Source organism: Bauldia litoralis, assembly GCF_900104485.1.
Classification (GTDB): domain Bacteria; phylum Pseudomonadota; class Alphaproteobacteria; order Rhizobiales; family Kaistiaceae; genus Bauldia; species Bauldia litoralis.
This window is the reverse complement of the sequence record NZ_FMXQ01000001.1, coordinates 94100-109228: the sequence shown is the minus strand read 5'-3', so window position 1 is coordinate 109228 and position 15129 is coordinate 94100. Positions and strand designations below refer to the sequence as shown.

Here is a 15129-nt window from a genome sequence, read left to right as displayed (position 1 = left end):
GCTGCTTCAGTTGCCCATCAGACCCTTGTAGCGGTTCTTGAACCGCGAGACGCGACCGCCACGGTCGGTCAGGTGCTGGCCGCCGCCGGTCCAGGCCGGGTGCGTCTTCGGGTCGATATCGAGGGTGAGGGTGTCACCGGTGGCGCCGAAGGTGGAGCGGGTGACGTATTCGGTCCCGTCGGTCATCACGACCTTGATCTCGTGATACTCGGGATGGATGTCTTTCTTCATGACGTAGCCCTTGGAATCCTGGGGGCGCGCACGGAACGCGCGCCGGGTTGGGCGTGGATATAGCCGAGCCGGCGCCGCGCGTCTAGCGTTCGGTCAGTTTCAGCTCGATGCGCCGGTTCTTGGCGTAGGCTTCTTCGGTGTCGCCTTCCTCGATCGGCTGGAATTCGCCGAAGCCGGCGGCGACCAGCCGCTCGGGCGGGATGCCTTCGTCGATCAGGTGGCGGACGACCGAGATGGCGCGGCCGGCGGACAGGTCCCAGTTGGACTGGAAGCGCCCGGTGGTGCTGGTGATCGGCCGCTTGTCGGTGTGGCCGTCGATCCGCAGCACCCACGGAATATCTTCCGGGATCTCCTGGCTCAATTCGACGATCGCCGCCGCCAGCTTGTCGAGTTCGGCGACGCCCTCGGCGCCGATCTCCTCCGAGCCGGTCTGAAAGAAGACCTCCGACTGGAAGACGAAGCGGTCGCCGACGATGCGGATGTCCGGCCGATCGCCGAGAATCTCGCGCAGGCGGCCAAAGAAGTCGGAGCGGTAGCGCGACAGCTCCTGGACGCGCTGCGCCAACGCCACGTTCAGCCGGCGTCCGAGGTCGGCGATCTTGGTCTGGCTTTCCTTGTCGCGATCCTCCGACGCGTCGAGGGCGACTTCGAGCGCGGCGATCTGGCGCCGCAAGGCCGATATCTGCTGGTTGAGCAGTTCGACCTGGGCCAGCGCCCGCTGGCTGACCTGGGATTCGGCCTTGAGGTCCTCGGTCAACTGGGCGACCCGGTCGCCGGCGTTGAGCGCGGCATCGGACTGGCTGTCGAGCAGGCCGCGCAGGCGGTCCCGTTCCGATTCCGCGGCGCTCAGGCTGGCGGCGAGGTTGGCTAGGTTGTCGGTGGTCTCGCTCTGGCCGGCGCGCTCAAGGGCGAGCAGTTCGGTCAGTTCCGCGATCTGGGCGTTCAGCCGCAACAGCACCTCGTCGCGACTGGAGACCTCGCGGGTGAGCAGGAACTGCACCAGGGCGAAGATCGACAGCAGGAAGACGAAGACCAGGAGCAGGTTCGTCAGAACGTCGACGAAGCTCGGCCAGTATTCCGTCCGCGCGGCAACGCGTCTCGACCGGGCGGCGGCCATTACTCACCTGCCGCGGGGTTCTGGAGCGCCCGTGAGATCGTCTCGAGAAGCTGCTGCATGTCGCGCTGCTGTTCGGATTGCGTTTCGACCCAGCTCCTGATGACCTGCTGCTCCGTCCGCATGTGCTGGACGAGGCCCTGGATGCCTTCGGCGAGGTTGGCCATGGCGGTCGTCGCCCGCTGGGTCGAGCCGCCGTCCTGTTGTGCGACGCCGCCTTCCTGGATGATCCGCGTCAACCGGTCGATGGCGATGCGGAAATCCTCCGCCGAGGTGCCGCCGCGGCTGTCGAGCAGTTCCGGATCGAGGTCGGTGACGGTCGACAGCCAGTCTTCGAGGTCGTTGTAGAACATGTTCTGCGCCTGCCCGGCCTGCAGGTCGAGGAAGCCGAGAACCAGCGAGCCGGCGAGGCCGAAGAGGGACGACGAGAAGGCCGTGCCCATGCCGCCGAGCGGTTCGGTCAGGCCCGCCTTGAGATCCTCGAAGATGACGCCGGTATTGCCGGATGAGACATCGAGGTTCTGGATCGTGCCGGCGACGGCGGCCACTGTCTGCAGCAGGCCCCAGAAGGTGCCGAGCAGGCCGAGGAAAATCAGCAGGCTGACGAGGTAGCGCGACATGTCGCGATCCTCGTCGAGGCGCATGAGGATCGAATCGAGGATCGACCGCATCGTCTGGGTGGAGATCGCCATGCGGCCGATGCGATCGCCGAGCAACGTCGCCATCGGCGCCAGCAGGATTGGCGCGCGATCGACCTCGATGCCGGGCTCGGCGACGCGGAAGGTGTTGACCCAGCGTATCTCGGGAAACAGCCTCAGCACCTGGCGGAATCCAAGCAGGATGCCGATGATCAGCACCGCGACGATCACACCGTTCAGGCCGGGGTTGGCGAGAAAGGCGGTGTAGACCTGACGGTAGAGAATCAGCGCGATGAAACCCGAGATGATCAAGAAGATGATCATCCGCCAAAGGTAAATCTGTGGGGTGGCGAGCTTGTACGGATCGTACTCGCGCGCGCGGCCTCCTCCAAACAGACGCAAGTTTCCAAGCCCTTTCTCGGTCGCCACGATTCTTAACGTGATTTGCCAACAGAGAGAAACGGCAAAATAGCGGCGACCGCTCTGAAACAGGGAAGAAAGTGCCGGATCGGAGTCGATTCGGCTAGTTTGTCACTGGCGTCGACGGTGACGACGTCAGCGTGATGCGTCGAGCAGTTCGATCATCCGGCGATGGATCGTCTCGTTGGCGGCGAGGATCGAGCCGCTTTCGAGCACATTCTCGCCGCCGGCCTGGTCGGAGACCATCACGCCCGCCTCGCGGGCGATGACGATGCCGCCGGCGACATCCCAGGGCGACAATCCGCGCTGCCAGTAGCCGTCGAAGCGGCCGGAGGCGGTCCAGGCGAGATCCATGGCGGCCGAGCCGTTGCACCGGACGCCGGCGACCTGGCCGATCACCGTGGAGAGTTCCTTGAGATATTCGGGCTGTCCCGGCCGGTTGAGCTGCGGAATGCCGGAGGCGATGACGCAGTCGGCAAGGTGGCTGCGGTTGGCGACGCGGAGCCGGCGGTCGTTGAGAAAGGCGCCGCTGCCGCGCTCGGCCACGTACAACTCATTCAGGATCGGATTGTAGATGACGCCGGCGACCATGGTCCCCTCGCGTTCGAGGCCGACCGAGATGGCGAAGATCGGATTGCCGTGAAGGAAATTCGTCGTGCCGTCGAGCGGGTCGATGATCCAGCGGTGGACGTTGTCGGAGCCTTCGGTGACGCCGGATTCCTCAGCGAGGAAGGAATAGCCGGGCCGCGCCTTGCGCAGTTCGGCAATCAGGGTCTCTTCCGCACGACGGTCGGCGGCGGATACGAAATCGCCGGGGCCCTTCAGGGAGACCTGAAGGTTCTCGACCTCGCCGAAATCGCGCGCAAGACCACGACCGGCCTTGAGGACGGCGTTGACCATGACGTTGAGCAGCGCCGTGCGTGCCATGAGGATCTCCTGCCGCGGAGTGCGGCGAGCGCTTGTCGACCATACTTTCGGAGCCGATTCAAGCCGCCGGCGTCAGTTGGCGGGCCAGCGCTGCGCGGCAGCCAGCGCCGCCTGCTTCTGTTCGCCGCTCAGCCCGTCGACAAAGGTGTCGAGCCATTCGTCGTCCTTGCCGGCCTCAACGGCAAGGAAATGCCATTTGGCGGCTTCGACAGGGGCGGCGGTCTCGCCGATACCGGCGGCGAGGATTCGCGCCAGGCGGTTCTGGGCGATCGCGTCGCCGGCATTGGCCGCCCGCTCCAGCCATTGCGCACCCGCGGTCTCGTCCTTGGCGATGCCCCGGCCGTTGAACAGGCGGATCGCGTATTCGACCTGCGCCGGGACGATCCCGAGCTTCGCCGCCGAGCCGAGCCACTGGGTCGCGAGCGTCTGGTTCGGGGGCACGCCGATGCCCTGCGAATAGAGTTGCGCCAGCGTATACTGGGCGTCGCCGTTCTCGGCCCGAGCGGCGCTCTCGATATATTGCGCGGCAAGCTTCGGATTCGGCGGGCGCACCGAGCCCTCGAGATAAAGCAGTCCGACATTGTAGATCGCGTCGGTCTGGCCCTGCAGCGCGGCTTTCTCAAGATACTCGGCTGCCTTGGCGCGATCGATCGGCGTGCCGCGTCCCTGCAGGTACATGATGCCGAGGGCGAATTGCGCTTCGCGATCGTTGGCGTCCGCGGCCAGCTTGTACCAGTTGACCGCGTCGGGGAAGCTCTGCGGGATGCCGTAGCCGCCTTCGTAGATCAGGCCAATCAGCGTCTGGGCGGCAACGTCGCCGGCCTCGGCGCGCCGGATCGCGAGATCGAAGGCGGTCAGGTAGAGGCCGCGCTGGAAAGCGCCATAGGCCAGGTCCGGTCCTTCGGTATCCGCCGGCTCGGGGCTGAGCGCGGCGAGGTCGACATCGTCCGGCAACTCGCTGGCCACCGGCTGGAGCGGAGGGGCGGCTGCCACGCCAAGATCCGCCGGGTCGGGAATGGGCTCGGGCGAAGCGTTTTCAAAGGCGACTGATGGCAGCGTCGCTGGCGTCGGGGGCGTCAGGTCCTGGGCGAGTGGCTGCTGCAGGTCGTCCGGTTGCGGCAACGCCTCCACCGCCGGAAGCGGTGGCAGGTCGGCGGTGCTCGCCACGTCCGGGTCGCGACCGGGTCTTGGTGTCGGCAGGGGGATCTGGGAGGCGGGGGGCAACACGGCGACCGGTGCGGCGGGGGCAGGGGCGATCGGGACCGGCTCGGCCACGACGGGTGGGCCGCCGGCACCCGGCGGCGTCAGGACGATCGGCTCCTGTGCCAGCGCGCCGCCCGACATGCCGAGCACGGCGAGAAGGACGGAGGGCGCCCGCCTCATGCCGCCTCCCGCCTCACGGCGTCGAGCAGGCGGTTGGCTTCGCTGACGGCGGCGGCCGGGCCGTCCGGATGCCGCCACACTGCGTCGCGCAACGCAACGAATTCGATGCCGGCCCCGGCGGCCTCGGTGACCGAATTGATGCTGCCACCACCCATCACCATCGCGGGGATGACGAAGACCGACGACCACCACGTCGCAAGGTTCAGCGCCTTGGGAAAGATGCCGTCCTTGTTGTCGCCGTCGAGCCGGCCGAAGAAGATGTAGTCGGGGTCCGCCTCGCCGGCGACCATGGCGTCGTGCCGGGTCCGCGGACCGCCGGCGCCGACCAGCTTGTCGGGATGGAAGGCGTCGATTGCCGCCTGCAGGTCGGCCGGACCGGTGTCGACATGGACGCCATCGGCCCTGGCGCGGCCGGCGATGCGGGTGTCGTTGAGCACCAGCGCCGCCACGTCATGGGCCTGGGCGATCGGCACCAGCGCTTCGGCGATCGCCTGAAGGTCGTTGCCGTCACCGGTGATGATGAGCGAGGCAACATCACCTCCGCCCAGCGCCGCATCAAGCAGCGGCCGGAAATCGGCAATGTTGGTGTCCGCCGTCGTCACGAGACAAAGGCGGCACCGGTTTTCGTCGGCATCAGGCATCACAGAATCCGCGGTTCTCTCACCGTCCGCGGCCCCACATGCCGGTGCAATGCGGCCAAAATCGACCGCTCTGCATCGATTGCGGCCAATATAGAACCAAAATCGCGATGCGCGGAAGTCAGGCGGCCTTTTTCTCCAGGTCGGTCGTCCAGGCGCCGGTCGCCGCCAGGCTGTTCATATGGGCCCGGTGCAGCAGCGCGCGCTCGGCCGCGGCAACGTTTTCGGGCTTGCCCGCCCAGGTTTCCAGCGCCGCCGCCTGCAGGGCGCGGCCGTAGGAGAAGGTCACCGCCCAGGGCAGGGGACCGAGCTGGTTGATCAGCGAAAGGTGCTGGGTCGCGGCCACTTCGCTCTGTCCGCCGGAGAGGAAGGCGATCCCCGGAACCGCGCTCGGGACGCAGTTCTTGAGAACCCGCACGGTCTTCTCGGCGACTTCCTCAGGCGAGGCGGCCTTCTGGCTCTTGCTGCCGGGGACGACCATGTTCGGCTTCAGGACCATGCCCTCGAGGCTGACGCCGGCATAGTAGAGTTCCTGGAAGACTGTCTTCAGGGTCCATTCGGTGATCTTGTAGCAGGTGTCGATGTCGTGGTCGGCGTCCGGTCCGTCCATCATCACCTCGGGCTCGACGATCGGCACGATCCCGGCCTCCTGGCACAGCGCAGCGTAGCGGGCCAGGGCATGGGCATTGGCGTTGATGCAGTCGTGGCTCGGCCGGCCCGGTCCGATATCGATCACCGCCCGCCATTTGGCGAAGCGCGCGCCGATCTCGTAATACTCGGCCAGTCGCTCGCGCAGGCCGTCGAGGCCTTCGGTCACCGTTTCGCCAGGCCTGAGGGCGAGCGGCTTGGCGCCGGTATCGACCTTGATGCCGGGGACGGCGCCCGCGGCCTCGATCAGCTTGACCAGCGGCGTCCCGTCCGCCGCCTTCTGGCGAATCGTCTCGTCGTAGAGGATGACGCCGGAAACATAGTTGCGCATCGCCTCGTCGGTGCGGAACAGCATCTCGCGATAGTCGCGCCGGCTGTCGGCGGTGGACTCGAGGCCGATCGCCTTGAACCGCTTGCCGATGGTTCCGGTGCTTTCGTCGGCGGCCAGCAGGCCCTTGCCCTTCGCGACCATGCGCGCGGCGATGTCTTCAAGTCTCTCGGCCATGCCTGTTTTCCTCCTGGAGCAGTCTTCGATACTGGATGAAGCCGGGCCGCGCCGCCACCTTGTCATAAAGGGCGCGCGCAGCGTGGTTGTCTTCGTGGGTGAGCCAATAGACCCGGTTCGCACCGGCCTCAAGGGCCTTGTCCCCCACCGCCTCGATCAGGGAACGCCCAAGGCCGCGCCCGCGCGCCTCCGGGGCGACGAAGAGGTCCTGCAGGTAGCAGTAGTCGCCGACCGTCCAGAAAGAGCGATGAAAGAGGTAGTGGGTGATGCCGAGCAACGTGTCGTCGACCCAGGCGCCAAGCGCATGCATGGGCTCGGCCGGGTCGTGCAGTCGGGTCCAGAGGACGTTGGTCGCTTCCGGCGGCTGCGACGCCTTGTAGAAGGACAGGTAGCCCTGCCACAGCGGCTCCCATTCGGGACGCTCGCGCGACGACAGCGACCGGATACTGACCTCCGGTCCGGACAAGGGTCAGCCTTGCCGAAGGACGTCGACGCCGGGGAGCGGCTTGCCCTCGAGCCATTCGAGGAAGGCGCCGCCAGCCGTCGAGACGAAGGAGAAATCGTCGGAGGCCCCGGCAAGGTGGAGCGCCGAGACCGTTTCGCCGCCGCCGGCCACCGAGTTCAGCCCGGCGGTCCTGGTGCGTTCGGCTGCGTGCTTGGCCGCGGCGACCGTCGCCGTGTCAAAGGGCGGCACCTCAAAGGCGCCGAGCGGGCCGTTCCAGACGAGGGTCTTCGCCTTGTCGATCCAGCCGTTGACGGTGGCGATCGACTGCGGGCCGATATCGAGGATCATCTGATCGTCCGGCACCGCATTCGCATCAACGGTACGGCTTGCCGCGCCGGCCTTGAATTCGCTGGCGACGACGACATCGACCGGCAGCACGATGGCGCAGCCCGACTTGTCGGCCGCGGCCATGATCCGTCGGGCTGTCTCGACCAGGTCTGGCTCGGCCAGCGACTTGCCGACCGCGACGCCCTTGGCCAGCAGGAAGGTGTTGGCCATGCCGCCGCCGATCACCAGCGCGTCGACATTGGACGAGAGGTTTTCGAGGACGTCGATCTTGCTCGATACCTTGGCGCCGCCGATGACAGCGACGACCGGCCGCTCCGGCTTGCCAAGCGCCGATTCCAGCGCTTCCAGTTCGCGCTGCATCGACCGGCCGGCATAGGCCGGCAGCTTGCGGGCGATGCCCTCGGTCGAGCCATGGGCGCGATGGGCGGCTGAGAAGGCGTCGTTGACATAGAGGTCGCCGAGTTTGGCGAGGGCGGCGGCGAACGCTTCGTCGTTCTTTTCCTCGCCGGCGTGGAAGCGCGTGTTCTCGAGGAGCAGGACATCGCCGTCCTGCATCCCGGCGACCGCCGCCTCGGCATCGGCGCCGATGCAGTCGTCGGCGAAGGCGACAGGACGGCCGATGACCGCGCCGACTGCCGTCACGATGTGCTTCAGCGACATCGCGTCGTTGGGCTGTCCCTTGGGGCGTCCGAAATGGGCGAGCAGGATCACCCGCCCGCCCTTGTCGGCGATTTCGTTGATGGTCGGGGCGACGGCACGAATGCGCGTGTCGTCGCTTACCTTTCCATCCGCCATCGGCACGTTGAGATCGACGCGGACGAGGACCCGCTTGCCGGCAAGGTCGGCGTCATCAAGCGTGCGAAAGGCGGTCATGGTGACTCCCGAAGGTCTAGCCGAGCTTGCTCATCGCGATGGCGGTGTCGGCCATGCGATTGGAGAAGCCCCACTCGTTGTCGTACCAGGAAACCACGCGGACGAAGTTGTCCGCGATCACCTTGGTCTGGTCGATGGCGAAGATCGAGGAGTGGGGGTCGTGGTTGAAGTCCGACGAGACCAGCGGCTCCTCGGTAAAGCCGAGGACACCCTTCAGCGGACCGGCGGTCGCCGCGTCCTTGATCGCCTTGCTGACTTCGTCGACGGTCGTTGCGCGCTTCGCGACGAACTTGAAGTCGACCAGCGAGACGTTCGGCGTCGGGACGCGGATCGAGCTGCCGTCGAGCTTGCCCTTCAACTCCGGAATGACCAGGCCGATCGCCTTGGCCGCGCCGGTCGAGGTCGGGATCGAGTTGAGCGCCGCGGCGCGGGCCCGATAGAGATCCTTGTGCATCGTGTCGAGCGTCGGCTGGTCGCCGGTGTAGGAATGGATCGTCGTCATGAAGCCGTGGTCGATGCCAATGGCGTTGTTGATGACGAAGGCGACCGGGGCGAGGCAGTTGGTCGTGCAGGACGCATTGGAAACGATGATGTCGTCCTTGGTCAGCTTGTCGTCGTTGACGCCGTAGACGATCGTCTGGTCGACGTCGGTGCCAGGCGCGGAAATCAGCACCTTGCGAGCGCCGGCTTCGAGATGGGCCGAAGCCTTCTCCTTCGTGGTGAAGATGCCGGTGCATTCCAGCGCGATGTCGACATTGAGCTCCTTCCAGGGGAGCTCGGCCGGATTGCGGATGGCGGTGACCTTGATCGGCCCGCGACCGGCGTCCATCGTGTCGCCGTCGACCGTGACCGTGTGCGGGAACTTGCCGTGGACGGAATCGTGGCGGAGAAGATGGGCGTTGGTCTCGATCGGACCGAGGTCGTTGACGCCGACGACTTCGATGTCGGTGCGGCCGGACTCGACGATGGCCCGCAGAACGAGGCGTCCGATGCGCCCGAACCCGTTGATGGCAACCCTGACGCTCATTTCCCTATCTCCAGTCCTGATCAGGCAAGCGCGGTAAGTCGGTCCAGTGCCGCCTTTGCCGCCGCTTCCGCGGTGATGCCAAACTTGGCGTAAAGTTCCTTATACGGCCCGCTGGCGCCGAACCGGTCCATGCCGATGAAGACGCCGCGATTGCCGATGAAGCGATCCCAGCCCTGGCGGATCGCCGCCTCGATCGCGACCTTGACCGGCGCGGTTCCGAGGATGTCGGCCTGGTAGTCCTCGCTCTGTTCCTCGAACAACTCGAAGCAGGGGACCGAGACGACGCGCGCCTTGTGGCCTGCGGCTTCGATCTGCGCCTTTGCCTCAAGAGCGATCTCGACCTCGGAGCCGCTGGCGAAGATCGACACGTCCGCGTCGCCGTCGGCGGGCGCCAGCTCATAGGCGCCACGGCTGCAGCGGTTGTTGTGTTCGAAGACGGTCCGCACCGTCGGCAGGTTCTGGCGGGTGAGGGCGAGGAGGCTCGGGCCGGTGCGGCGTTCGAGCGATAGTTGCCAGCACTCCGCCGTCTCGACCACATCGGCGGGCCGGAAGACCAGCAGGTTCGGGATGGCGCGCAGCGCCGCCAGTTGCTCGACCGGCTGGTGGGTCGGTCCGTCCTCGCCGAGGCCAATCGAATCGTGGGTCATGACGAAGACGACGCGGTTGCCCATCAGTGCCGCGAGGCGGATCGCCGGGCGGGCGTAGTCGCTGAACACCATGAAGGTGCCCGAATAGGGGATCACGCCGCGATGAAGGGCCATGCCGTTCATCGCCGAAGCCATGCCGTGTTCGCGGATGCCCCAGTGAATGTAGCGGCCGGAGAAATCTTCCGGCGTCACCGCGACCATGCCCTTCGAGCGGGTGTTGTTCGACGGGCTGAGGTCGGCCGAGCCGCCGATGGTCTCGGGAACGGCGGCATTGATGACGTCCAGCGCCATCTCGGAAGCCTTGCGGGTGGCAACCTTCGGCTTGTCGGCCGACAGCTTCTTCTTGTAGTCGGCGATCGTCTCGTCGAAGCCGGCCGGCAGGTCGCCGCGGATGCGCCGTTCGAATTCGGCCCGCTTCTCGGCGTCGATGCTGCCGAGATGCTTCTCCCAGTCCTTGCGGACCTGGCTCGCCATCAGGCCGGCGATCCGCCAGCTGTCGCGGACGTCGGAGGGGATCTCGAAGGGCGGGTAGTCCCAGCCAAGCTGCTTGCGGGCGCCGGCGATTTCCTCGGCGCCGAGCGGCGAACCGTGCGAGCCGGCGGTCCCGGCCTTGGTCGGCGCGCCGAAGCCGATGGTCGTCCGGCAGGCGATCATTGTCGGCCTGTCGCTCTTGTGCGCGGCCTCGACCGCCGCGGCGATCTCGTCGGGATTGTGCCCGTCGATCCGCGAGGCGTTCCAGCCGGCGGCCTCGAAACGGGCAACCTGGTCGCCGGTCTCGGACAGCGATGTCGGGCCGTCGATGGTGATGTGGTTGTCGTCGTAGAAGACGATCAGCTTGGACAGCTTGAGATGGCCGGCGATCGAGATCGACTCGTGGCTGATGCCTTCCATCAGGTCGCCGTCGGACGCGATGACGTAGGTCCGGTGGTCGACGATGTCGTCGCCGAATTCGGCCGCGAGAAGGCGCTCGGCCATCGCCATGCCAACGGCGTTGCCGAGACCCTGGCCAAGCGGGCCGGTGGTCGTCTCGATGCCGGTGGTGACGAAATTCTCGGGATGGCCCGGCGTCTTCGAGCCGAGCTGACGGAAATTCTCGAGCTCCGTCATCGTCATCTCCTCGACGCCGAGGAGGTGGAGCAGCGAATAGAGCAGCATCGAGCCATGGCCGGCCGACAGCACGAAGCGGTCGCGGTCGGGCCAGTTGGGCTCGGTCGGATCGAACTTCAGGAAGCGGCTGAACAGAACCGTGGCGATATCGGCCGCGCCCATCGGCAATCCGGGATGGCCGGAATTGGCTTTTTCTACCGCATCCATGGCAAGCGCGCGGATCGCGTTCGCCATACGTTGGTGTTTGACGAGGTCGGTCATGGTCAGATGTCGATCCGGTGCCGGGGCAGGAATATGCGGCGGTCCGTCGGCCCGGTTTGTAATCGATGACATCGATCATCGACCGGTGCGCGCGAAGCCGGGGCGAGACATAGCAGGTCGATTCGGCGAGTCAATGCGGGCCCCCGCGGTGCCACATGGCGGCAATGGCCCGGCCCTGCTGCCCCGGCGTTGACGTTTTCTTCGGGTGATGCCTAATCTCTTTCATGCAATGCATTGGCAGGCCTTCGATTCTCTCGAGCCGTGTCCAATGCGCCGGTCTTCAGCGGAGACGGTGCGCTTCGTCAATTGTAGGGTCCCGGAGGACAACCGTATGCCCGGTGGGTCAGTTCTGGACGATGCTCTGCGGCGCATGGAAGCAGTGCTCGGCCGTGTCGAAAGCGCGGTGGATCAGCGGCTAGATCATGCCGATCGCGTTTCCGATCTGGAGAGCGAATTGCACCGGGTCGGCAACGACCGGTCGCGGCTCGCCCAATCGCTCGATGCGGCCGAGGCGCGCTCGGGCCGTATCGCCGACGCCAACCAGGAAGTCTCCCGGCGGCTCGTCGACGCGATGGAGTCGATCCGGGAGGTCCTTAACCGCAACGGCGGCGGCTGACCGCATGGCGGGGGAATGAGCGATGGGCCAGGTCAACGTCACCATCAACGGCAAGACTTTCCGCATGGCCTGCGACGACGGCCAGGAAGAGCATCTGTCGAATCTCGGCCAGCAGCTCAGCGAGACGATCGAGCTGCTGCGCGGGCAGTTCGGCGAAATCGGCGACCAGCGGCTGACCGTGATGGCGGCGATCACCATGGCCGACCAGTATGCCGAGACCGAGAAGCGGCTGCGCCATGTCGAGGGCGAGATCGCCGGGCTTGAGGAGGCGCGGGCCGCACTGGTCGAGCGCCAGGAACTGGCCGAAGCCGAACTGGCGCAGTCGATCGATACGCTGACCGATCGCCTCGAAGCGATCGCCGGCCGCCTGAATGGCACCGATCCTCTCGAAGGGAGCGGCTGACCGCCGCGGCCGCGCCGTTTCCATTGCCTCTGGCGCTGGCCGGTGCCCGGCTCTATATCTCTAATCGGCGAGGCTGTGGGGCCCGGCAGGAGAAGCATTCCCCGGGGCCTTATCAATCCTAAAGGGAGCTGTCCCTGTGCGGGCTCGTGGGCTCGCGTATACGGCGCCCACCTACTCTGTAGGTCTCCGGGATTCGATACTCCACCGGCTTTGCGGCCTCGCTCTCTCTTCCCGTTCGCCACAACGGATCCATGCTGGTCACTTCCGCGACACCCAAATCGTCCCTGCGCGCCACGGCCCTAGCGCGGCGAGACGATCTCTCGCCGGAGGCGCGAAGCGCCGGTTCCGCGGCGATCGCCGAAGGCGCGATCGCTCTCCTGGCGCCGCTGCATTTCGATTGCGTCTCCGGCTTCCTGCCGATCCGCAGCGAGTGCGATCCCGGCCCGATCCTGACCCATGCCCGGTCGAAAGGGGCTGCCATCGCATTGCCGGCTTTCCTCGATCCGGTGACGATGGTCTTCCGTCGCTATCGCGATGGCGATGCGCTGGTCGCCGCCGGTTTCGGCACCCGCGAGCCGCACGCCGATGCGCCGGCGGTCCAGCCCGACGTGATGCTGGTGCCACTCGCGGCCTTCGACCGGTCCGGCTCGCGGATCGGCTACGGCAAGGGCCACTACGACCGCACGATCGCCGCCATGCGCAAGGCGGGACATCGGCCGCTGCTGATCGGGCTCGCTTTCTCGGTTCAGGAGGTTGACCGCATTCCCGCCGAAACGCATGACGTGAGGCTCGATTGGCTGGTCAGCGACAGCGAGGTCCTCGACTTTCGCGACCATGCGGCGTGAGGTGACATGCGACTTCTGTTTCTCGGCGACATCGTAGGGCGTAGCGGACGGAACGCGGTGGTCGATCGGCTGCCCGGCCTCGTCGCCGATCGCCGGCTCGATTTCGTCATCGTCAACGGTGAGAATGCGGCCGGCGGTTTCGGGATCACCGAGGACATCCACATGGCGATCCTCGACGCCGGGGCCGATGTCGTGACCACCGGCAATCATGCCTTCGACCAGCGTGAGGCGCTGGTCTTCGCCGAACGGCAGGATCGATTCCTCAGGCCGACGAATTACCCGCCCGGAACACCGGGCAAGGGATCGGGCCTATACACCGCGCGCAACGGCGCCCGCGTCCTGGTGATCAACGTCATGGGCCGGGTGTTCATGGATGCGCTCGACGACCCCTTCGCGGCGATCGACGCCGAACTGGCGGCATGCCCGCTCGGCGAGCAGGCCGACGCGGTGATCATCGACTTTCACGCCGAGGCGTCGAGCGAGAAGCAGGCGGCGGCGCATTATGTCGACGGCCGGGCGACCCTGCTCGTCGGCACCCATACCCATGTCCCGACCTCCGACTACCGGGTGCTGACGCGCGGCACCGCGTTCCAGACCGATGTCGGCATGTGCGGCGACTACGACTCGGTCATCGGCATGGACAAGGAGGAGCCGGTGCGCCGCTTCCTCACCAAGGTGCCGGGCGAGCGCTTCTCGGCGGCAAAGGGCGAGGCAACGCTTGCCGGACTGGCCGTCGAGGTCGACGACACCACCGGACTCGCCATTGCCGTCGCGCCTTTCCGGCAGGGCGGTATGCTGGCGGAGACGATCCCGTCCTTCTGGGTCGACTGAGCGCCGGTGCCTCGGCGTGGTGCGTGCTTCGAGGCGCGCGTTGCGCGCACCTCAGTATTGCGGGGTGGTTTCCCGATGCGATCGATCGATGGGAGGCCGGAAGCCTCTTCTCGGGATTTCCTCAACGCGGACCATCCTGAGGTGCTCCGCGCAGCGGAGCCTCGAAGGACGCACCAACACACGCCAATGAGCCGCGGGCCTCAATCCCCCTGCCAGTAGGAAGCGTAGCCGTCAGGCGTCCAGAAGAACAGCACGCTCGACGAATCCTCCTTGCCGATGACGATCCCGTCGCCGTGCAGCGTCGGGACCGGCTCGCCGGTCGCCCCGGTGCCGACGGACGTGTCCGCAGGGTGGATTCCCCACCAGTCGATGTGGTCGAAATAGGCCGGCACCAGTTCGCCCATCTCGCCATCGAGGCCAACGATATCCAGCCATGTTCCAGCGCGGCAGACGGCGACGGCGCGCTTGCCATCGCCCTCGCGGGCGACCGGCGCGGCGATGTCCAGCGACCCGTCGCCATCGAAATCGCCCTCGAGCGAAGCGGTGTTGAGAAAGGGCTCCAGCGCGAGGTCGGTCGGCAGGCCGCAGGCGCCGAACCGCTCGATGAGTTCCGTCGTGACGACCTCTTCGATCGGCACCATGTCGAGGTTCGACGGCCAGGTCAGGCAGGCCTCGAACTTCAGGTAGGTCATGCGCGCCTGCTGGCTGGGGTCGAGATCGGCAAGCCCGATGTCGAGGAGGCGCAGCCAGCCGCGCCCGCCAGCCTTCTCGGCGTCGTCCGGCGTGATCTCGCCGGAGGGCTTGATGCCGGCCGTGCCGGTCAGGTTCGGCTCGAAGAGAAACAGGCGAAGGTGCTGGGGCGCGTTGACGCTGCCGTCATTCGGCCCGGTATTGTCGGCGTTGCGGAAGTGCCAGCCGTAGATCTGGCGCGCGTTCGGCCCGTGGAGCGGCGGCGTGATCTGGCTGAGGTCGATGCCGCCGGGGTCGAAGACCCGCAGGTCCCATCCCGCCGCCGCCGGCAGGAGCGCCAGCGTGTAGCCGGGGCCGACGGGGAGGGCCAGCCCGTTGGCGCCCGCCACCTCGCCGGAAAGGCCGGCCGCGCTCCGGCCGGGGACCGGTTCGCAGCGCAATTCCTGTCCGACCGAGGCGCTCGCCATGGCCACAAGCGCCGCCAACGGGCCGAGCAGTCTCATCGCCAAACCGCGCATGGATCGTTTCCCCC

Annotated in this window: 16 protein-coding genes and 1 other RNA gene; 5 read left to right on the top strand and 12 right to left on the bottom strand. The window is 66.7% G+C overall.

The features are described 5' to 3' along the window. Positions 1-6 precede the first annotated feature (6 nt). From rpmE to tkt, 11 genes are all read right to left on the bottom strand, one after another. The gene (gene rpmE, locus BLT60_RS00540) at positions 7-231 is read right to left on the bottom strand and encodes a 50S ribosomal protein L31 (protein WP_090874270.1); all 225 of its coding nucleotides are present in this window, start codon (positions 229-231) and stop codon (positions 7-9) included. A gap of 82 nt (positions 232-313) precedes the next feature. Then, the gene (locus BLT60_RS00535; protein ID WP_090874269.1) at positions 314-1348 is read right to left on the bottom strand and encodes a peptidoglycan -binding protein; all 1035 of its coding nucleotides are present in this window, start codon (positions 1346-1348) and stop codon (positions 314-316) included. Beyond that, positions 1348-2307: a flagellar motor protein MotA gene (locus BLT60_RS00530; protein ID WP_090874268.1), complete on the bottom strand. Its 960-nt coding sequence runs from the start codon at positions 2305-2307 to the stop codon at positions 1348-1350. Before BLT60_RS00530 ends, BLT60_RS00535 begins: the two co-directional genes overlap by 1 nt. A gap of 231 nt (positions 2308-2538) precedes the next feature. Then, entirely contained in the window at positions 2539-3330 is a 792-nt protein-coding gene (locus BLT60_RS00525) for an inositol monophosphatase family protein (protein WP_090874267.1), read from the bottom strand. A gap of 72 nt (positions 3331-3402) precedes the next feature. Beyond that, positions 3403-4713 carry a tetratricopeptide repeat protein gene (locus BLT60_RS00520; protein ID WP_090874266.1) on the bottom strand — a complete coding sequence of 437 codons (1311 nt, stop codon included), beginning with the start codon at positions 4711-4713 and terminating at the stop codon, positions 3403-3405. After that, on the bottom strand, positions 4710-5354 hold the full coding sequence (locus BLT60_RS00515) for a thiamine phosphate synthase (protein ID WP_090874265.1): 645 nt from the start codon (positions 5352-5354) through the stop codon (positions 4710-4712). Before BLT60_RS00515 ends, BLT60_RS00520 begins: the two co-directional genes overlap by 4 nt. Before the next feature lie 118 nt (positions 5355-5472). Further along, positions 5473-6504 (bottom strand): class I fructose-bisphosphate aldolase, encoded by a 1032-nt coding sequence (locus BLT60_RS00510; protein WP_090874264.1) that lies wholly within the window; start codon positions 6502-6504, stop codon positions 5473-5475. After that, positions 6488-6970 carry a GNAT family N-acetyltransferase gene (locus tag BLT60_RS00505; RefSeq protein ID WP_244521091.1) on the bottom strand — a complete coding sequence of 161 codons (483 nt, stop codon included), beginning with the start codon at positions 6968-6970 and terminating at the stop codon, positions 6488-6490. The genes BLT60_RS00510 and BLT60_RS00505 overlap by 17 nt, the downstream gene beginning before the upstream one ends. Positions 6971-6973: 3 nt before the next feature. Next, positions 6974-8170, bottom strand: coding sequence for a phosphoglycerate kinase (locus tag BLT60_RS00500; protein ID WP_090874263.1), 1197 nt, complete (start codon positions 8168-8170; stop codon positions 6974-6976). 16 nt (positions 8171-8186) lie between these two features. Then, entirely contained in the window at positions 8187-9197 is a 1011-nt protein-coding gene (gap, locus tag BLT60_RS00495; RefSeq protein ID WP_090874262.1) for a type I glyceraldehyde-3-phosphate dehydrogenase, read from the bottom strand. Positions 9198-9217: 20 nt separating this feature from the next. Continuing rightward, positions 9218-11212, bottom strand: a complete 1995-nt coding sequence (gene tkt, locus BLT60_RS00490; RefSeq protein WP_090874261.1) for a transketolase — start codon at positions 11210-11212, stop codon at positions 9218-9220. A gap of 331 nt (positions 11213-11543) precedes the next feature. On the opposite strand from tkt, the gene BLT60_RS00485 reads away from it, so the two are divergent. The 5 genes from BLT60_RS00485 (at position 11544) to BLT60_RS00470 (ending at position 13907) form a co-directional block, all read left to right on the top strand. Further along, positions 11544-11828, top strand: coding sequence for a DUF4164 domain-containing protein (locus BLT60_RS00485; RefSeq protein ID WP_090874260.1), 285 nt, complete (start codon positions 11544-11546; stop codon positions 11826-11828). Between the two features lie 22 nt (positions 11829-11850). Beyond that, the gene (locus BLT60_RS00480; RefSeq protein ID WP_090874259.1) at positions 11851-12231 is read left to right on the top strand and encodes a cell division protein ZapA; all 381 of its coding nucleotides are present in this window, start codon (positions 11851-11853) and stop codon (positions 12229-12231) included. Positions 12232-12298: 67 nt separating this feature from the next. Beyond that, positions 12299-12454, top strand: a non-coding RNA gene (gene ssrS, locus BLT60_RS25015) — 6S RNA. A gap of 28 nt (positions 12455-12482) precedes the next feature. Further along, positions 12483-13076 (top strand): 5-formyltetrahydrofolate cyclo-ligase, encoded by a 594-nt coding sequence (locus BLT60_RS00475; protein WP_090874258.1) that lies wholly within the window; start codon positions 12483-12485, stop codon positions 13074-13076. Between the two features lie 6 nt (positions 13077-13082). After that, positions 13083-13907 (top strand): TIGR00282 family metallophosphoesterase, encoded by an 825-nt coding sequence (locus BLT60_RS00470; RefSeq protein WP_090874257.1) that lies wholly within the window; start codon positions 13083-13085, stop codon positions 13905-13907. A gap of 200 nt (positions 13908-14107) precedes the next feature. On the opposite strand, the gene BLT60_RS00465 is transcribed toward BLT60_RS00470, so the two are convergent. After that, the gene (locus BLT60_RS00465) at positions 14108-15115 is read right to left on the bottom strand and encodes a hypothetical protein (RefSeq protein WP_139167722.1); all 1008 of its coding nucleotides are present in this window, start codon (positions 15113-15115) and stop codon (positions 14108-14110) included. Positions 15116-15129: the final 14 nt, after the last annotated feature.